This window comes from Erythrobacter sp. JK5 (assembly GCF_018205975.1).
GTDB lineage: Bacteria > Pseudomonadota > Alphaproteobacteria > Sphingomonadales > Sphingomonadaceae > Erythrobacter.
Window position 1 is genome coordinate 2,459,327 of record NZ_CP073577.1, and the last position, 18,135, is coordinate 2,477,461.

Below are 18,135 nucleotides of genomic sequence, written 5' to 3' on the forward strand. Positions count from 1 at the left end.
CGGTTGGTCCGCGTCCGGTTGTAAGGATGCGACAGAATTCGGCAGCTATTCATTTACGCGCAAGCCGAAACCGCGTATTTCTTCAGTTCAAGACGGCTGGAGGCGGGTTTCCCCCCTGTTGCCCTAACCTTCGTGAAGGTCGTCTTGAACAAGCGTGACGAACGCTCACAAGGAACCCCTGTCCCATCGCCCCGGGGCAGGGGTTTTTGCTTGTCTTCGGCCCCCATCGCATCGGCAGCGCGAACCTCTCGCGTCTTCGGCATCGCCGGCAGGCGTAGGCAGGCGAGCGATCGCCGCGGATCACTCCCAGCCGAACGCCGATCTGATGATGTTGTAGATCACGTTCTGCTCGATCACCCCGCGCGCGGCCTGCGCGCCGGGGCCGGTCGCAAACAGCGCCACGTCCTCGCCGCCATGCGTCTCGCTGTAGAGCGGTACGGTCGCTTGCGGCCGGGCGGCGATTCCCGTGGCCGGTACCGGACGTTCACCCAGGTTGGCGATCGCGCTGGGTCCGTTGGCATAGCCCAGCGTGGTGTAGGGCTTGCCGTCGGTGGCAGTGGTCACGTCGCCCACTTCCTCGCCGCCTCCCTCGGGCGGCACGACCACGCCGAGAATGTCGTTACCGCGCCGCGGATAGCCCGCGATGGTGAACACGTGGCTGTGATCGGCGGTGACGAGAATGAGCGTTTCGGCGGGATCGGTGTGTTCGACCGCGTATTGGACCGCGCGCGCGAACTCGACCGTCTCCTCGAGCGCGAAGCCAGCCTGGTTGCCGTGGTGGGCATGATCGATCCGCCCGCCTTCGACCATCAGGTAGTAGCCGTCCGGATCGCTCTCGAGGCGCGCGATCGCCTGCGCCGTCATGTCCGTCAGGGTCGGCTCGCCTGCACCCTTGAATCCGTCCTTTTCGGCCTCGTAGGTCATGTGGCTGTCCGAAAACAGCCCCAGCACCGGGGCATCCTTCGGGGCGGCTGCAAGCTCGGCAGCGGTGGTGACATAGGCCCCGCCAGTGCGCGCGACCCAGCGTGCGGGGAGATCGACATTCGTCTCGCGCCGGTCCCCGCCTGCCTCACTGCCGACGAACGCGCGCGACCCGCCGCCGAGCGCAACGTCGAATTCGCTTTCCACCAGCTGCGTCGCGATGTCCTTGCACCCGGACGTATCCTGCTGGTCGGCGGTTTCGATATAGGCTTCCCAGTTGCGATCGGCCGCGCGGGCATAGACGCTGGCCGGGGTGGCGTGGGTGATCCGCGCGGTGGAGACGATGCCGAGCGCCAGCCCGCGCTGCTTCACTTCCTCGCCCAGCAGCGGCAGCGCGTTCGCCAGCCCGGATGCGCAATTGCCGCGTATCACCGCCGGTCCGACACCGAGCACGCCGATCTTGGTCTTCTGACCCGAATGCATCGCGGTGGCGGTGCCGGCGCTGTCGGGCACCTGCGCGTTGGAATTGTAGGTCTTGACCAGCGCGACGTTTTCAAACTTTTCGAAGCTCAGCTGGTTCTCTTCGCCGGTCTCGCCGCGCTTCTGACCTTCGTAGATTCGCGCGGCGGTGATGGTCGAAATGCCCATCCCGTCGCCAATGAAGAGGATGACGTTCTTCGCCCGTTGCGGCGCCGGTGCGGTGCGAGCGACCTCCGCGGACCCGGCCGCGCTGTCCGGATAGGTGTAGTTGTTTGTCGTGCTGCAGGCAGCGAGCGGCAGCGCGGCGAAAGCCAGCGCCGCTGCGAATTTGGTCGAACTGATCATCGAAAAGGGCCTCCCCGGGAATCCACGGTTCCTCGCTATCGCCTGCGAATGCGTCGGGAAAGTGAAAGGTGGAGTTTCTGCACCGCACATCCTAAGTCGCTGCGCATGATTTCGATCGCCACATGGAACATCAATTCGGTCCGCCTGCGGATGCCGATCGTCGCGAAATTCATCGCCGAACAGGCGCCCGACGTGATCTGCCTGCAGGAAATCAAGTGCGAGAACGACAAGTTCCCGGCCGAGGCGCTGGCGAAGCTTGGTTATGAGCACCAGGCGGTGTGCGGCCAGAAGGGCTACCACGGCGTCGCGACGGTCAGCCGCATTCCTCTGAACGAGGTTTCGCGCCACGACTGGCAGGACAATGGCGAGGCGCGGCATATCGGGGTCGAGGTCGGCAATACCGGGATGGTGCTCGAAAACGTCTACGTGCCCGCCGGCGGCGACGTGCCGGACCGCGCGGTCAATCCGAAATTCGGGCAGAAGCTCGATTTCCTCGCACGCATGACCCGCTGGGCAGACCGGATCGACGCACCCACGCTGATCGTCGGCGATTTCAACGTTGCCCCGCTCGAAAGCGACGTGTGGAACCACAAGCAATTGCTCAAGGTCGTCAGTCATACTCCGATCGAGGTCGAAACGCTGGGCAGGTTCCGCGATGCGCATGGCTGGGTCGATATCGGGCGCGAGCATATTCGCGATCCGGAGCGCTACTTCAGCTGGTGGTCGTACCGCTCGCCCGACTGGCGCAAGAACGATCGCGGGCGGCGGCTCGACCATATGTGGGCCAGCCCGGATCTCGCGCGCCAGGCGAAAGCGCACCGCGTGCTCGAGGATGCGCGCGATTGGGACAAGCCTTCGGACCACATTCCGCTGATCACGGAGTTCGATCTCTGAGCGAGCAGCCGTCTCCCGCACGCCGCGCCGCGCAGGCGGTCGATGCGCTGCGCCATGGCTGGCCGCTCGTCTTCGAGCGCGGGCCCGAAGAACCGATAACGCTGCTGCCGGTCGAAACCGCGATTGCCAGCGGAGCCAGCGCAGAGCGCATGTTGATTTCGGCGGCGCGCGCGGCGACCCTGAAACTCGCGAACCAGCTCGATGCCGCCGTGCCGCACACCCCGGTGCTGATCCGGGGCGGGGAGCCGTTCACGCTCGGCGCAGCGGTGCCGATCGCCGATCCCGCGCTCGACCTCAAAAACCCCTTGAAGGGGCCATTCCGCGCCGAAGCGATCGGCTGGGCCGCAATCGCCGAAGCCGCCATGGAACTGGCGCGGATCGCGGGCATACTGCCCGCATTCCTGGTCGATCCGGCGGACGGGGGCGAACCGCAGTCCGTCGCCGCAAGCGATCTCGAAGCCTACGCCGAAGCCGGAGCGCTGCGGATCGTTACCCGCGCGCGCCTGCCCGTAAATGCGAGCGAAGACGCCGAGATCGTGGCGTTCCGCTCCTCCGCCGACACCCGCGAACACGTGGCGCTGATCATCGGCGAGCAGCGCGGCGACAGCGCGCCGCTGGTGCGGCTGCATTCCGAATGCCTCACCGGCGACATTCTCGGCAGCCTCAAATGCGATTGCGGCCCGCAGCTCGACGCCGCGCTCGACGCCATGGCCGACCATGCGCGCAATGAGGGCGGCTGGGGCGCGCTGCTGTATCTGCGGCAGGAAGGGCGCGGGATCGGCCTCGTCAACAAGCTGCGCGCCTACCGGTTGCAGGATCAGGGCTTCGACACGGTCGATGCCAACCGGCGGCTCGGCCTGCCCGACGAAGCACGCGATTTTCCCACCGCTGCGCGGATGCTCGAACTGCTCGGCGCGACGACGATCCGGTTGATGACCAACAACCCGGCCAAGGTCGACGCGCTGACCGAGGCCGGGATCGCGGTGACCGAACGCGTCCGGCACCAGCTGCCTGACAATCCCCACAACGCCCGCTACCTCGCGACCAAGCGCGACCGCTCGGGGCACCTGCTCGAATGAACGGCCCCGAACTCGCCATCACGATCCGGCCCGAAACGCCGGGCGACGAAGCCACGATCCATCGCCTGACCGAAGCCGCTTTTCGCAACATGCCTTTCAGCGAAGGCGACGAGCACCACGTGATCGATCGGCTGCGGCGGGACGGCGATCTGACGCTGTCGCTGGTCGCCGAGGATGCCGAACGGATCGTCGGTCATATCGCGTTTTCGCCGGTCAGGATAAGCGATGGTGCCAGGGATTGGTACGGATTGGGCCCGGTTTCGGTCTGGCCCGAGCTGCACCATCGCGGGGTTGGCGGCGCTCTGATCCGGCGCGGCATCGCCGATCTGCGCGCGCGCGGAGCGCGGGGCATCGTCCTGCTCGGCAGCAACGAATATTACCCGCGCTTCGGCTTCCGGCACGAACCGCAACTGACCTGTCACGGCCCGCCGCCCGAATACTTTCAGTGCCTGCTGCTCGAAGGCGATCTGCCCCGCGGCGAGGTATCCTACCCTCCGGCTTTCCGCTAAAGCAGGCCCGAAGCGAAGGGGGCAAAGCGACTATGCGGTACATCATTCTGGCGCTCGCGCTGGTCTTTGGGCTGGGCAATGCCGACGAATCGATCGAGCAGATGGTCGATCGCGGCGCATACGAAGAAGCCTTCGAGCGGGCGCAGATCGCCGCCAATCGCGGCGATGCCGAGGCACACGACTGGCTCGGTTGGTTCTACGAAAACGGCAATGGCGTCGCGGCCGACATGGAATCGGCCGAAGCGCATTACCGCGTTGCCGCCGGGCTCGGCGACGATCACGCCCGCTGGCGACTCGGCGTGCTGATCGACGAGGGCAAGCTTTCAGGCAGTCTCGAGGAAGCGGTCGCGCTGTTCGAAGCCAATGCGGCCAACGATTACTCCAACGGCATCGTCAGCCTTGCGGTGATGCAGGCCACCGGCCGCGGAACCCCGCTCGATTACGATGCCGCCCTGGCGAGCTACATGCGCGCTGCGCGGCTCGGCGACAGCGGCGGCGTGCGCGGCGTTGGGGTGATGTTCTACCACGGTCAGGCGGTCGAGCAGGATCCGGAGGAAGCGCTGGCGTGGTTCCTGATATCTGCCGGCATGGGAAACGAAGACGGCGAATCGAGCTTCTACGCAGTCGCCGAAGAACTGCCCGACACCGATCTCGGTCAGGTGCAGGAGCGGGCCTTCCGGATCGCCGAGGAACTCGGCCTCGAAATTTCGGACGATGGCGAGGCCGAGGAACCGACCGACTCTTCTCCCAGCTGAGGCTCAGCGCCGCTCGTATTGCGTGAGTCCGTCCGCCAGCGCATTGCCCGTCATCACCACCCGCGACCCCGTCCAGTCGGCGAGAAAGGTGCTCGATCGGCGCAGGCCGGGGACGAATCGCGCCTCGTTGCCTGACACACGCAAACCGTCAGAGGGATGCAGGCGCTCCTCCGCGCCGAGCGCGATGAAGGCCGAATAGTTTTCCTTGTCGCGTCCCTGCACGAACCAGTTGTCCGCGATGCTGCCCCGGCTTCCGGCGGGCAGATCGATCATGTAGTTGGTGGCGCGGCCGCCCGCATCATCGAACGAGTTGTTCTCGATCGTGACCTGGCCCGCGCGGGCCTTGACATAGTGCCCGCCGGTGCCGCGTTCGAAACGGCTTTCGCGTACGGTCAGTTCGCCGTAATCGCCGACATAGATCGAATGTGCGCATCCAGCGGAATTCTCGCAGGTGCCGAGCCCGCTGAAGGTCGAGCGGGTGATGTAGATCCGCCCGCCCGGATCGTTGCCGGTCAGGATGCCCTGCTGGCTGTCGAGAAACCAGCTGCCCGCAATGTTGAGACTGCCCTGTTCGAGCCGGATGCCCGCACCGTTGCCGTCGGGGACAGCGATGCCGCGAAACACCAGCCCGCGAACCTCCGCTCCCGTGCCGCGCAGCACCAGCGCCGCCTTGCCTTCGCACGCGCTGCGTTCGAACACCGCCTTGCCCGGCTCGGCAGCGACATAGGTGATCACGCCGGCTTCCTGCACGGCGCACTGGCGATAGGTACCCGATGCGATCGCGATCGTGGCGCGGCGATTGCCGACTGCATTGATCGCGGCTTGCAGCGTGTCGAAACCGCGCCCGGTTTCGGTGACGGTGAACGCGGCGGGTGCCGGTTGGGCAAGCGCAGCGGCGGCAAGGCCGGCGGTCGCAATCGCGCCCAGCATAGCCGCGCGCAGCATCGGAAAGGGAGGAAATCGAACCATGCCCGAAAGATAGGCCGCCGCTCCGGCAGTCCCAACCGCAATTCCGGCATCGTGCCGTTTCGGTCCAGCATTTCGCGCTTGGCTTAACCCGCCCCGCGTGGCTAAACCCTGCCGGGCCGGATGCAGCGGCATCCACCGGTTTTCCGGTATCGAAGGAGGAGACTACCCCGATGAAGAAATTGACCAGCCTGGCCGTGCTCGGCGGCGTATCGCTTGCGCTTGCAGCGTGCGGCAGCACCGAAGACGCGTCGACCGAATCGACCGCCGATACGGTGGAAATGCCCGCCGACGAGGCGCTTGAGGCGGTTACCGACGAGCCCGTCGAAGACAGCGCCGCAAGTGCCCCGGTTGAGGAAACCAGCGACGCGACCGCAGCCGTCACGCAGGAAACCGCCGAACGCGCCGCCAATCGCGCGGCCGATGTCGCGGCCGAAGCCGCCGCCGCGGCCGAAGCCGCCGAGGCCGCTGCCGGTGTTCCGACCGACTGATCCGATGGCGTTCCGCTCGATCGCGGCGCTCGGCCTTTTCTGCGCGTTGCTCGCCGCCTGCGACGGCGGCAGCAGCGGCAGCGGACCGGGCGGCGTGAGCGAAGGCGAGGCGCGCGCGCTCGATGAAGCGGCGGAGATGCTGGATGCACGGCAGCTGCCCGATGGCGCGCTGCCGACGGTTGCGACCCCGCCTGCAAATGCGCCCGACGAGAGCGGAGAAACCGCCGAAGTGACAGGCGACGGCGAGGGGTGATTCGGGCCACACGGTGCGATCTCCCACCCGATCGCCACCCCGAGAGGAACAGAACGACATGAATGCCCCCGCGGACGCCACGCAGTTCAATGCCGGCATGGACCCCGACACGTTCGAACAATTTGCCGAACAGCTCGAACGCTACGTCAAGGAACGCCTGATCCCGGCCGAGCCGGAGGTGATCGAAAACGATGCGGTACCCGCCGACATCGTGCAGGAAATGCGCGACATGGGGCTGTTCGGGATCTCGGTGCCGGAGGAATATGGCGGCGCCGGGCTCAACACCTCGCAATATGCGCGCGTGGTCAACCTGATGAGCTACGCCGCGCCCGCCTTCCGTTCGATCTTCTCGATCAATATCGGGATGTTCGCCAGCGCGCTCAAGAACGGCGCGACCGAGGAACAGCGCGCCGAATGGTATCCCAAGCTGGTCGAAGGCAAGATCGCCTGCTTCGGCCTGACCGAACCGGGCTCGGGCAGCGATTCCGCCGCGATGCAGACCACCGCCGTGCCCGATCCCGACGGCAATGGCTGGATCCTCAACGGCACCAAACGCTACATCACCAACGCGCCGCACGCCGATGTCGCGCTGATCATGGCGCGGACCGAGAAGGAGGCGCTGCCCAAGAACGCGCATGTCAGCGCGTTCCTCGTGCCGATGAACACGCCGGGCGTTTCGACCGGTTCGCCCGACAAGAAGATGGGCCAATCGGGCTCGCACATCTCCGACATCATGCTCGACGATGTGAAAGTTCCGGGCGACGCGCTGCTGGGCGGCGAAACCGGCAAGGGTTTCCGTTTCGCGATGCAGAGCCTCGACAATGGCCGGATCAGCGTCGGCGCGGCTGCGACCGCCTATGCCCGCCGCGCGCTCGACAGCGCCTTGCGCTATGCCAACGAGCGCAAGGCGTTCGGCGAGCCGATCGCGCGGTTCCAGCTGATCCAGGCGATGCTCGCCGACAGCGAGACCGAGATCTACGCCGCCGAATGCATGATGCGCGACGTGACCGCGCGCGCCGACCGGGGCGAGAACATCATCGGCAAGGCAGCGGCGTTTAAGGTCTTCGCCAGCGAAATGTGCGGCCGCGTGGTCGACCGGGTGGTGCAGATCTATGGCGGCGCGGGCTACCTCGCCGAATACGACGCCGAGCGGTTCTATCGCGATGCCCGCATCTACCGCATCTACGAAGGCACGACGCAGATCCTGCAGCTCCAGATCGCCAAGCACATGCTGCGCGAATGGGAAGCCGCGAACGGGTAATTCTCCTGTTCGTCATTCCCGCGAACGCGGGAACCCAGTTTGGCAAGTCCGGCGGGTGACTCTGGGTCCCCGCTTTCGCGGGGATGACTATTGTATCAATTATTATCCGACCTCTCGATCATCGAAGTCTCCAGCTTCGTCGCTTCGCCCACGGCCGGGCTCTACTGCGCACAGATGGGCGCGGAAGTGATCCGCGTCGATCACACGGCCGGCGGGCTCGATTACGACCGATACATGCTGACCAAGGAAGGCCGCTCGCTCAGCTGGGAGAACCTCAACCGGGCGAAGAAATCGGTCGCGCTCGATCTGCGCAGCGATGAGGGGCGCGAACTGTGCGTGGAGTTGGCAGCGAAAACGGGCCAGTGCATCACCAATCTTCCGGAGAAGAGCTTCCTCAGCCACGCCGCCATGGCCGCGAAACGCGATGACATGATCAGTGTGCGCATCATGGGCTGGCATGATGGGCGGCAGGCGATGGATTTTACCGTCAACGCCGCAAGCGGCTATCCGCTGATGACCGGTCCGGAAGAATGGGACCCGGAAACCGCCCCTCCGATCAGCCAGCCGCTTCCAGCCTGGGATTTCATCACCGGCGCCTATTCCGCTTTCTCGCTGATGACCGCGCTCCACCACCGCACCGCTACCGGCCATGGCAGCGAAATGCGTGTGCCGCTAGGTGATGTTGCGATCGGCACGATGGCGAACTCGGGGACGCTGGCCGAAATGCTCTATCGCGGCAGTGATCGTCAGCGTCTGGGCAACGCAATCTGGGGTGCGTTCGGTCGCGATTTCCAGTCGAAGGACGGCAAACGCTTCATGGTCGCCGCCTTAACGCCCAAGCAATGGACGGGGCTTGTCGAAGCCTTCATTGTGGCCGAACCTATCGCAGCGCTCGAGAAGGAGCTGGGCGTCGATTTCAACGCTGGCGACCGCCCGCGCTTCGAAAACCGCCATCGGTTATTCGATATCTTCCAGGCCGCAGCAGAGGCCGAAGACTACGCCGAGCTTTCCAGGCGCATGGCCGCGCATGGATGCACCTTCGAACATTATCGTTCGCATTACGAGGCCGCGCAGGACCCTGACCTCGTGGCGAACAATCCGCTGTTCGGGCCTTCACCCGCCAACCCTTCCGGCTTCGAATACCCAGCGACGCGCAGCTTCGCGAATCTGCCGGAGCACGAGGTCGGTGACCCGGCCCCGGCGCCCTATCTGGGTCAACATTCCGAGGAAGTGCTTGCCGATCGGCTTGGGCTTTCGAGCGGCGCAATTGCCAAGCTAGTAGACGCTGGAACGGTCGCCCGCTCCGATAAGAACGCCAACTACGAGTATCGCTGATGAGCAGAAGAGCAGCCATCGTTTCCCCCCTTCGCACCCCCGTGGGCAAGTTCCTCGGCGGGCTGTCCAGCCTCAATGCAGGCGAACTCGGCGCGAGCATCCTGAAAGCGCTGGTCGAGCGGTCGGGCATCGATCCCGAGCGCGTCGACGATGTCGTGTTCTCGCAGGGCTACGGCAACGCCGAGGCCCCCGCCATCGGCCGCTGGTCGTGGCTCGCCGCCGGACTTCCGCTCGAAGTGCCAGGATACCAGCTGGACCGACGCTGCGGCTCGGGGCTGCAGGCGGTCGCCAATGCCGCGATGATGGTCGAAACAGGCATGGCGGACGTCGTCGTCGCGGGCGGATGCGAGAGCATGTCGAATGTCGAGCACTACACGCTGCAAGGGCGCGGCGGCGCGCGGATGGGCGACATCACGCTGCACGACCGCCTGTCGCGCGGGCGGCTGATGAGCCAGCCGATCGAGCGGTTTGGGATCATCACCGGGATGATCGAAACGGCAGAAAACCTCGCCAGGGATTACGGCATAACCCGCGATCAGGCCGACGCTTATGCGGTGCGGTCGCACCAGAACGCGGCGGCGGCGTGGAAAGCGGGCAAGTTCGGCGATCACCTCGTCCCAGTCGACGTTCCGCAACGGCGCGGCGATCCGGTGACCTTCGATCACGACGAGGGCTACCGCGCGGACGCCTCGATGGAGACGCTTAGCCAACTGCGCCCGATTGATGGCAAGCGCGACCCCGACGCGATCGTTACCGCCGGGAATGCCAGCCAGCAGAACGACGCGGCGGCGGCGTGCCTGGTGGTGGCGGAGGACAGACTGGAGGAACTCGGCCTGACGCCTTCGCTGTGGTTCGGCGGCTGGGCGGCGGCGGGCTGCGACCCCTCGCGCATGGGGATCGGCCCGGTCCCGGCGGTCGAGCGATTGTTCGCACGGCGCGGCTACAGCTGGGACGATGTCGGGCTGGTCGAACTCAACGAAGCCTTCGCGCCGCAAGTGCTCGCGGTTCTCAAAGGCTGGGGCTGGTCCGACAATGACAGCCGTCGCGACATTCTCAACGTCAACGGCTCGGGCATTTCGCTCGGTCACCCGATCGGCGCAACTGGCGGTCGCATCCTCGCCGACATGGCCGCCGAAATGCATCGGCGCGAGGTGCGCTATGGCCTCGAAACCATGTGCATCGGCGGAGGTCAGGGGATCGCTGCGGTGTTTGAACGGGCGGTGTGATGGGCGAGTGGGACGCCTGGATCGGGCGCGAGACCCGCGCCACTGACCAACTCGACAATGCGCTGGCGGCACGGTGGCTGGCAGCGTTCGACCTGCCATCCAGCGACGCGCTGCCGCAAGGCATCCACTTCGCGCTGTGCACGCCCGACGCGCCGACCGCAGTTCTGGGCGAGGACGGGCACCCGCGCCGCGACGACAGCCCCGACGGCTTCCTGCCTCCCGTCCCGCTGCCGCGCCGGATGTGGGCCGCGAGCGCGATCACGTTCCTCGAAGGCATATTCATCGGCGCGTCGATCGAGCGCGTAAGCAAAGTCGTTTCGATCAAGGAGAAGGAAGGCAGCGCGGGGCCGCTCGTCTTCGTGGAGATCGAGCACGAAACCCGCGCCAACGGGACGCTCGCGGTGCGCGAGACGCAGACTCTGGTCTATCGCGAGGCTGCGCCGCCCGATGCGCCGCTCAGTCCTCCCGCAGCAGTCGAAGCGTCATTCGATCCGTCCGAGTGGGACGCGCATCGCGACATCACCCCCGATCCGCGTCTGCTGTTCCGCTATTCGGCGCTGACCTTCAACAGCCACCGGATTCACTACGACGCGCCGTATGCGCGCGATGTCGAGCGCTATCGCGGGCTGGTGGTGCACGGGCCACTCACCGCGAGCCTTCTGCTCCAGCTTGCCGCGCGTGAACTCGGCGAGAACCGGTTGGCTCGATTTGAATTCCGAGGGGTGTCACCGGCGATTTCGGACGAGCCGCTGCACCTGGTGATGCGCCAAGTCGGGAACGCCTACGAAATGGCCGCCTTCGCCGCTGATGGTCGCCAGGTCACCAAGGCAAAGGCCAGCGTCTAACCCTCCTTCGGAGGTCGACCCCTGCGCGGCGCATCCGACCGCCCAACCGCGATCCCGCGCCGCTCCAATGCCTCGCGCAGCAGCACTTCGATCTGCGCATTGGCCGATCGCAGTTCCGCGCCCGCCAGCCGCTCTACCGCAGCATGGACCGCCGGATCGAGCCGGAGCGCAAATGCCTTCTTCGAAGGTGCAGCCAATGCTGCCTCCCGTCCTGCGGATTACTGGTAGAGCGTGCCGGTGTTGACAACCGGATGGGCTTCGCGGTCACCGCACAGCACCACCATCAGGTTCGACACCATCGCCGCGCGACGTTCGTCGTCGAGCTGGACGATACCGTCGGCCGACAGCTTTTCGAGCGCGTCCTCGACCATGCCGACCGCGCCGATCACCACCTTCTTGCGCGCGGCGATCACCGCATCGGCCTGCTGGCGGCGGAGCATCGCTCCGGCGATTTCGGGCGCGTAGGCGAGGTGGGTCAGGCCCGCCTCGTCGACGTGGATGCCCGCGACCTTGAGCCGGTCGTTCAATTCCTCGCGCAGCTCGCGATTCACCACGTCGGCGCTGCCGCGCAGCGTCGTCTCGTCCTCGTCAGACATGTCGTCATAGGGATGCCGCGCGCCGACCGTACGCAATCCGGCTTCGATCTGGATGTTCACGAACTCCTTGTAGTCGTCGACATCGAACACCGCCTGCGCGCTGTCTGCCACGCGCCACACGACGTTGCAGGCGACCTCGATCGGATTGCCGCGCAGATCGTTGATCTTGACCCGTTCCGAATGGATGTTGTGCGCCCGCACGCTGAGCTTGTTCTTACCCATCCACGGCCAGATCCACTGCAGCCCCTCCGACCGCACGGTTCCGCGATATTCGCCGAACAGCGTGATGACGACCGCCTGGTTGGGCTGGATCATGAAGAACCCGATCGCGATCAGGAAGAACGACAGCGCGGACAGCGCCAGCAGCGACACCCCGAGCGCGGGTCCGACCGCCTGCAATGTCGAAGTGACGACCAATGCCATCACAAACACCACGATCGCCAGCAACGCCAGCAGCATCGTATATCCGTTAAAGGCCGAACCGGGCCGCTCCCGGCTGGCGGCCATCGCTTTGGTCGAGTCGGTCATTTTCCCCTCCCGTGATATATTAACGATATCATATTTATATCACGTGCTGTAGGCGGTCAATCCCCGATCGGATAGCTTTCGATAGGCTTCAGGACGCCGTACCGCTCGGCCATGGGTTCGCGCCCCAGATCCGGAAATTCTATCTCGGGCGGCGCGACGTGCATATCGGGCAGGTGATCGAGAAGGTGCCGGATCAAGGTCAGCCGCCCGCGCTTCTGATCGTTGAAATCGACCAGCGTCCACGGGGCGTGCGGGGTGTGGGTTTTCTCCAGCATCCGTTCGCGAGCCTCGGTGTAGGCGTCGTATTTCTCGCGCGCGGCGAGATCGATCGGCGAAAGCTTCCAGCGCTTGAGCGGATCTTCCAGCCGTTCCTTCAGCCGCTCTTCCTGCCGGTCCTGATCGGTCGTCAGCCAGTATTTGAACAGCAAGATACCGTCATCGGTCAGCAGCTTTTCGAAGGTCGGAACCTGATCGAGGAACCGCTGGACCTGGTGTTCGGGCGTAAAGCCCATCACCCATTCCACCCCGGCGCGATTGTACCAGCTGCGATCGAACAGCGCGATTTCGCCGTCTGTCGGCAGATGCTGCACATAGCGCTGGAAATACCACTGCCCGCGCTCGTCGTCGGTCGGCTTGCCCAGCGCAACCGTGCGGCACTGGCGCGGGTTCAGCTTGTCGCGAACGGCGCGGATCGCCCCTCCCTTGCCCGCAGTGTCGCGCCCCTCGAAGAGCACGACGATCCGCGCGCCCGTCGTTCTCGCCCAGCGCGACATGCCGACCAGTTCTTCGGTCAACGGGGCCAGCAGCCTGCGATAGTCCTTGCCGTTCAGCTTCATGCGCGCTCCTGCGATGTTTGTCCTTGTTTCGCCGCAGTGGTAGTATCACATCCAGCACCATGGCTACTCTTGCGACCGATGAAACCGATTTCAGCCGGCTCCCCGCGCTCCCGGCAGAGGTGTTCACTGCGCCGCTGAAAAAGCCCGACCATGTCGGCGAAGACTGGCTGGAACCGGCGCAGACACGCTATTCGAGCGAGGACGACCAGGTCTGGGACGACCTGTTTGCGCGCCAGATGCAGGTGCTTCCGGGCCGGGCGGCCAGCGCGTTCATGCACGGGCTCGAAAAGCTCGACCTGTCGCGCGGCGGGGTGCCCGACTTCGGCGAATTGAGCGAAGAGCTCGGCAAGCTTACCGGGTGGAGCGTCGTGCCCGTTCCGATGCTGATCCCCGATCACGTGTTCTTCTGGCATCTCGCCAATCGCCGGTTCCCGGCGGGCAATTTCATCCGCACCCGCGAGACTTTCGACTACATTCAGGAACCCGACGTCTTCCACGACGTGTTCGGCCACGTGCCGATGCTGACCGATCCGGTATTCGCCGATTACATGCAGGAATACGGCCGCGCCGGGTGGAAGGCGATGCGCTACAACCACCTGAAGGCGCTCGGATCCCTGTACTGGTACACGGTGGAATTCGGCCTGATCCTGGAACATGGCAAGGATCTGCGCGCTTACGGCGCAGGCATCCTGTCGGGACCGACCGAAGCGGTGTTCGCCGTCGAGGCGCAGAGCCCCAACCGCATCATGCTCAATGTCGACCGGGTGATGCGCACCGATTACGTCATCAGCGACCTGCAGCCGACCTATTTCGTGATCGAAAGCTTCGAAGACCTGTACCGCCAGACGGTCGAGCGCGATTTCGACCGGCTGTACCGCAGTCTCGGACCGAGCTTCACCTATGCCAATACGGCAGTGATCGACGTCGACAACGTGCGCGATCGCGGGACGCAGGAATACCACCTGCGCGGCGGGCGCGGCAGCGGCGCGAAGCCGGTCTGACATGCGACCCAATGAAAAAGGCGCCGGATCGCTCCGGCGCCTTTCCACAATACGCGCGATGCGCTGATCGGTTACATGCCGTCCATTTCGTCGGCAGCTTCTTCGCCGGCGTCTTCGACGGCGTCGGCCTTGTCTTCAACGGCTTCGACCTGCGCTTCGGGTGCGCCAGCGTCTTCCATGGCCTCAGCAGTGGCATCGAGTTCCGCTTCCTGCTGTTCGGCCGCGTCTTCCATGGCTTCTTCCTGCGGTCCGTCGCATGCCGCGAGCGAAAGGCCCAGCGCAGCCAGCGAAAGAGTGGTTGCCTGCTTGAGAGTGAATTTCATGATTTCCTCCAGTTGTTGCCACGACGGTGTGGCATGTTGGTAAGTCGCGGTGCGCAAAGTGCTTTGGCGCGGCGACTCTCCGGAAACCCTGTTAGACGCCAATACGGCGGCGCAGCAACATGTGATACGCAATCATGGCGAGAACCGCAGCGACGCTCGCCGCGCCGAGCGCGAGCAGCGACAGCCCGCCCAGAACCGTGCCGGAATTGGCAAACAGCCCCGCCACCACCGACGCGATTACGCCGAGCGCCATCTGTCGCAAGATCTCGCTCGCTTCCTCGGTCCGGGCCAGGATCGATGCCAGCCAGCCGACCATCGCGCCGAGCAGGATGAGAACAATTAACGCCATCGAGTGTCCATCCAGAGTTACAGTTTCACGTTCATTGGCATAACCCCGCCTGCGTCGATTGGTTCCGGTCGCCGGCGCGCATCCAAGGTTTCAGAAGAAATACAGCAGCGCGCAGCCCATCGCGATACGATAGGCCACGAACACCAGCATTGACGCACGCTTGAGGAAGTTCATCAAAAACGCCATGGTGAGAAACGCGGCCACGAAAGTCATCACCCCCGCAATCAGCGCATCGGCCTGCATCTGCACGCTGGCCTCGGCGAGATCGAGCACCGCGAGCAGCCCGGCACCGGCCACCGCCGGGATCGCGAGCAGGAACGAGAACCGCGCCGCTTCGACCCGCTTGTATCCCAGCGCGCGGGCCGCGGTCATGGTCGACCCCGAACGGCTCGTGCCGGGGATCAGCGCCAGAGCCTGGGCCAGGCCGACGAGGATCGCATCGCGCAGCGTGACATCCTCGAAACTCTTTTCCTGCCGCCCGAAGCGATCGGCCAGCCCCAGCAGCACACCGTAAACAATCAGGTTGGTGGCGACGAGATCGGTCGAACGGAAGCCCTCGAGAAACCCGCCGAGCTTGAGGAACAGGCCCAACGCGACTGCCGGGATCGTGCCCACCAGCACCCACAAGAACAGCCGACGCTGCAACGGGTCGTCGCCCAGCCCGATCGTGGCGAAACCGCCCTTCGCCAGTCCCAGCGCGTCGCGCCAGAAATAGATGATGATCGCCAGCAGCGATCCGACATGCACCGCAACGTCGATCATCGGCCCCTGATCGGGGAAATCGGTCAGGAACGGGATCAGGATCAGGTGACCCGACGAGGAAATCGGCAGGAACTCGGTGATCCCCTGGACGACCGCGATGATCAGCAGCTGGAGGAATGTCATGACCCGCGCTCCATGGCGGAAGCGCGGATCGTGTCAATTTTTTTGTTGCCCGACCGTCACCCGGCAGGCTGCGCTACCAGATCCGCACGCGGTCCTCGGGCGGGATGTACATCGCATCATCGGGCGTCACGCCGAATGCTTCGTACCAGGCGTCGATGTTCCGCACGACGCCGTTCACCCGGTATTCCTCGGGCGAATGGCTGTCGGTACGCAGCCGCTGGCGATAGTTCTCCTCACGCTGCGCCGAACGCCACACCTGCGCCCAGGCGAGGAAGAACCGCTGGTCGCCGGTCAGCCCGTCGATCACCGGCACCTCCGTGTCCTTCGTCGCGATCTTGTAGGCGCGATAGGCGAGGCTCAGTCCACCAAGGTCGCCGATATTTTCGCCCAGCGTCAACCGGCCGTTGACGCAGGTCTCGCCCTCGTCGAGCGGACAGAAACCGTTGTACTGTTCGACCAGCGCATCGCCGCGCCGATCGAAATTGGCGCGGTCCGCGTCGGTCCACCAGTTGCGCAGCTTGCCGGTGGCGTCGTATTTCGATCCCTGATCGTCGAACCCGTGGCCGATCTCGTGGCCGATCACCCCGCCGATCGCCCCGTAATTGACCGCCGGATCATTGGTCAGCGCGAAGAACGGCTGTTGCAGGATCGCGGCGGGAAACACGATCTCGTTCTTGGTCGGATTGTAATAGGCGTTGACCGTCTGCGGCAGCATGAACCACTCGGTCCGGTCGATCGGTCCGCCCAGCTTGGCGATATTGTCCGCCAGCGCCCAGGCATCGGCGGCAATCTCGTTGGCGAGCGGGGTGTCGGGCGAAACCTCGAGCCCCGGATAGGTTTCGAGATTGTCGCGATAGCCGATCTTGGGGTCGAAGCTCGCGAGCTTTTCCAGCGCCTGCGCCTTGGTCTCCTCGCCCATCCACTCGATCTCGTCGATCGATTCGGCGACCGCGAGCCGCAGGTTGGCGACCAACTCGTACATTGCCGCCTTGTTTTCGGGCGGGAAATAGCGCTCGACATAGGATTTGCCGATCAGTTCGCCCAGCGCCCCTTCGGCGGCAGCGATCGCACGCTTCCAGCGCGGGCGCTGTTCGGGCGTTCCCTGCAGCAGCTTGCCGTAGAATTCGAACTGCGCCTCGTCGTATTTGCTCGGCAGCAGGTGCGAACGGTCCGACAGGAATTCCTTGATCGACCACGCCTGCAGCGTCGCCAGCGGGGTGCCGTTGAGCAGTTCGAGCATGCCCGGCATGCCCTTGCCGATCTTGGCCAGCGTCTCTTCCGTCAGCCCGAGCTCGGCAATCTCTTCCTCGGTCGGCGGCATTTCACCGATCACGAAGATCGGCGAAGCGTCCAAGCCGATCCGCGCGAGCATCGCCGCGACCGGAAACTCGCCCGCCATTGCCCGCAGCTCTTCGGCACTCACCGCGTTGTAGGTTAGGTCGCGGTTGCGGCGGACGCTGCGATCCCACGCGATGGTGCGCGCGATCCGGTCTTCCAGCGCGTAGACCGCCTGCGCCGCGGCGGCCGGGTCCTCGTAGCCCGCGGCCTCGAGCAACAGCGCCATATATTGCTTGTATTTTTCCTGGATCTCGCGACCGCGCTCGCTGTCGTCGAGATAGTAGTCGCGATCGGGCAGGCCCATGCCGTCGCTGCCGAGATACGCGACGTAGCGATCGGGCTGCTTGGCATCGACATTGACGAAACCGCCGAGCGGGCTCGAATAGCCCGGCTCCGCCCACAGCATCGCCAGCTCCTCGATCGAGGACACCGTGGCCAGCGCATCGATATAGGGTTGCGCCGGAGCAAGCCCCGCCGCGTCGATCGCGTCGGTGTCGAGGAAGGCGTTGTGCATGTCGACGATGCGCTTCTCATCCGCGCTCAGCGTCGCCGGATCCCTGGCGATGAGCTCGTCCATCAGCGCCTTTACGTCGGTGGTGGATTTCTCGCGCAGCAGGTTGAACGCGCCGAAACGGCTGAACTCCGCCGGGAGCGGGTTCGCATCGAGCCATTTGCGGTTCACGTAGGCGAAGAAATCGTCGCCCGGATCGACCGCGTCCGACAGCAGCGCCGGATCGACGCCCCAGCTGCCGAAACTCATGGTGGGGGTGGACGATTGCGTTGCGGCGGTGTCGCCATCGTCGAGCAGCGTTTCGATGGCGGCTGCATCGAGCGGCGCTTCCCCGGCCATCGCCGGAGCGGAAAGGGCGAGCGCGACAACGCCGGCGCACAGAATGGCGGTTTTCTGGATCATGTTTGC

Annotated in this window: 20 protein-coding genes; 11 read left to right on the top strand and 9 right to left on the bottom strand. The window is 65.0% G+C overall.

Features of this window, described 5'->3' with window-relative positions; genetic code table 11:
- Positions 1–300: 300 nt before the first annotated feature.
- Entirely contained in the window at positions 301–1,746 is a 1,446-nt protein-coding gene (locus KDC96_RS11915; RefSeq protein ID WP_212448637.1) for an alkaline phosphatase, read from the bottom strand.
- A gap of 105 nt (positions 1,747–1,851) precedes the next feature.
- Between KDC96_RS11915 and KDC96_RS11920 the strand changes: the two genes are divergently transcribed.
- The 4 genes from KDC96_RS11920 to KDC96_RS11935 are packed head-to-tail and all read left to right on the top strand — an operon-like array spanning position 1,852 to position 4,983.
- Positions 1,852–2,640, top strand: coding sequence for an exodeoxyribonuclease III (locus KDC96_RS11920; RefSeq protein ID WP_212448638.1), 789 nt, complete (start codon positions 1,852–1,854; stop codon positions 2,638–2,640).
- Positions 2,637–3,719 carry a GTP cyclohydrolase II gene (gene ribA, locus KDC96_RS11925; protein ID WP_249172020.1) on the top strand — a complete coding sequence of 361 codons (1,083 nt, stop codon included), beginning with the start codon at positions 2,637–2,639 and terminating at the stop codon, positions 3,717–3,719. Before KDC96_RS11920 ends, ribA begins: the two co-directional genes overlap by 4 nt.
- Positions 3,716–4,228: a GNAT family N-acetyltransferase gene (locus KDC96_RS11930; RefSeq protein ID WP_212448640.1), complete on the top strand. Its 513-nt coding sequence runs from the start codon at positions 3,716–3,718 to the stop codon at positions 4,226–4,228. Before ribA ends, KDC96_RS11930 begins: the two co-directional genes overlap by 4 nt.
- A 32-nt stretch (positions 4,229–4,260) precedes the next feature.
- Positions 4,261–4,983 carry a tetratricopeptide repeat protein gene (locus KDC96_RS11935; protein WP_212448641.1) on the top strand — a complete coding sequence of 241 codons (723 nt, stop codon included), beginning with the start codon at positions 4,261–4,263 and terminating at the stop codon, positions 4,981–4,983.
- Between the two features lie 3 nt (positions 4,984–4,986).
- On the opposite strand, the gene KDC96_RS11940 is transcribed toward KDC96_RS11935, so the two are convergent.
- Positions 4,987–5,952 carry a right-handed parallel beta-helix repeat-containing protein gene (locus KDC96_RS11940; RefSeq protein WP_212448642.1) on the bottom strand — a complete coding sequence of 322 codons (966 nt, stop codon included), beginning with the start codon at positions 5,950–5,952 and terminating at the stop codon, positions 4,987–4,989.
- Between the two features lie 170 nt (positions 5,953–6,122).
- Between KDC96_RS11940 and KDC96_RS11945 the strand changes: the two genes are divergently transcribed.
- The 6 genes from KDC96_RS11945 (at position 6,123) to KDC96_RS11970 (ending at position 11,360) form a co-directional block, all read left to right on the top strand.
- Positions 6,123–6,440 carry a hypothetical protein gene (locus KDC96_RS11945; protein WP_212448643.1) on the top strand — a complete coding sequence of 106 codons (318 nt, stop codon included), beginning with the start codon at positions 6,123–6,125 and terminating at the stop codon, positions 6,438–6,440.
- Positions 6,424–6,693 (top strand): hypothetical protein, encoded by a 270-nt coding sequence (locus KDC96_RS11950; RefSeq protein ID WP_212448644.1) that lies wholly within the window; start codon positions 6,424–6,426, stop codon positions 6,691–6,693. Before KDC96_RS11945 ends, KDC96_RS11950 begins: the two co-directional genes overlap by 17 nt.
- A 58-nt stretch (positions 6,694–6,751) precedes the next feature.
- Positions 6,752–7,954: an acyl-CoA dehydrogenase family protein gene (locus tag KDC96_RS11955; RefSeq protein ID WP_249171781.1), complete on the top strand. Its 1,203-nt coding sequence runs from the start codon at positions 6,752–6,754 to the stop codon at positions 7,952–7,954.
- Positions 7,955–8,044: 90 nt separating this feature from the next.
- Positions 8,045–9,289: a CoA transferase gene (locus KDC96_RS11960; protein WP_212448645.1), complete on the top strand. Its 1,245-nt coding sequence runs from the start codon at positions 8,045–8,047 to the stop codon at positions 9,287–9,289.
- Positions 9,289–10,515 carry an acetyl-CoA C-acetyltransferase gene (locus tag KDC96_RS11965; RefSeq protein ID WP_212448646.1) on the top strand — a complete coding sequence of 409 codons (1,227 nt, stop codon included), beginning with the start codon at positions 9,289–9,291 and terminating at the stop codon, positions 10,513–10,515. The genes KDC96_RS11960 and KDC96_RS11965 overlap by 1 nt, the downstream gene beginning before the upstream one ends.
- Entirely contained in the window at positions 10,515–11,360 is an 846-nt protein-coding gene (locus KDC96_RS11970) for a MaoC/PaaZ C-terminal domain-containing protein (RefSeq protein WP_212448647.1), read from the top strand. Before KDC96_RS11965 ends, KDC96_RS11970 begins: the two co-directional genes overlap by 1 nt.
- On the opposite strand, the gene KDC96_RS11975 is transcribed toward KDC96_RS11970, so the two are convergent.
- The 3 genes from KDC96_RS11975 to ppk2 are packed head-to-tail and all read right to left on the bottom strand — an operon-like array spanning position 11,357 to position 13,320.
- Entirely contained in the window at positions 11,357–11,557 is a 201-nt protein-coding gene (locus KDC96_RS11975) for a toxin-antitoxin system HicB family antitoxin (RefSeq protein WP_212448648.1), read from the bottom strand. The two genes, KDC96_RS11970 and KDC96_RS11975, sit on opposite strands and share 4 nt — an antisense overlap.
- A gap of 21 nt (positions 11,558–11,578) precedes the next feature.
- Positions 11,579–12,484 carry an SPFH domain-containing protein gene (locus KDC96_RS11980; protein WP_212448649.1) on the bottom strand — a complete coding sequence of 302 codons (906 nt, stop codon included), beginning with the start codon at positions 12,482–12,484 and terminating at the stop codon, positions 11,579–11,581.
- 56 nt (positions 12,485–12,540) lie between these two features.
- Positions 12,541–13,320, bottom strand: coding sequence for a polyphosphate kinase 2 (gene ppk2 / locus KDC96_RS11985; RefSeq protein ID WP_212448650.1), 780 nt, complete (start codon positions 13,318–13,320; stop codon positions 12,541–12,543).
- 59 nt (positions 13,321–13,379) lie between these two features.
- Here ppk2 and phhA point away from each other — a divergent pair, with 59 nt between their 5' ends.
- Positions 13,380–14,321: a phenylalanine 4-monooxygenase gene (phhA, locus tag KDC96_RS11990; protein ID WP_212448651.1), complete on the top strand. Its 942-nt coding sequence runs from the start codon at positions 13,380–13,382 to the stop codon at positions 14,319–14,321.
- 71 nt (positions 14,322–14,392) lie between these two features.
- On the opposite strand, the gene KDC96_RS11995 is transcribed toward phhA, so the two are convergent.
- The 4 genes from KDC96_RS11995 to KDC96_RS12010 all read right to left on the bottom strand — a co-directional run bounded on the left by KDC96_RS11995 (position 14,393) and on the right by KDC96_RS12010 (position 18,129).
- The gene (locus KDC96_RS11995) at positions 14,393–14,644 is read right to left on the bottom strand and encodes a hypothetical protein (protein WP_212448652.1); all 252 of its coding nucleotides are present in this window, start codon (positions 14,642–14,644) and stop codon (positions 14,393–14,395) included.
- A gap of 91 nt (positions 14,645–14,735) precedes the next feature.
- Entirely contained in the window at positions 14,736–14,993 is a 258-nt protein-coding gene (locus tag KDC96_RS12000; RefSeq protein WP_212448653.1) for a hypothetical protein, read from the bottom strand.
- Positions 14,994–15,083: 90 nt separating this feature from the next.
- Positions 15,084–15,878 (bottom strand): undecaprenyl-diphosphate phosphatase, encoded by a 795-nt coding sequence (locus KDC96_RS12005; RefSeq protein WP_212448654.1) that lies wholly within the window; start codon positions 15,876–15,878, stop codon positions 15,084–15,086.
- Between the two features lie 73 nt (positions 15,879–15,951).
- Positions 15,952–18,129 (bottom strand): M13 family metallopeptidase, encoded by a 2,178-nt coding sequence (locus tag KDC96_RS12010; RefSeq protein WP_212448655.1) that lies wholly within the window; start codon positions 18,127–18,129, stop codon positions 15,952–15,954.
- Positions 18,130–18,135 lie beyond the last annotated feature (6 nt).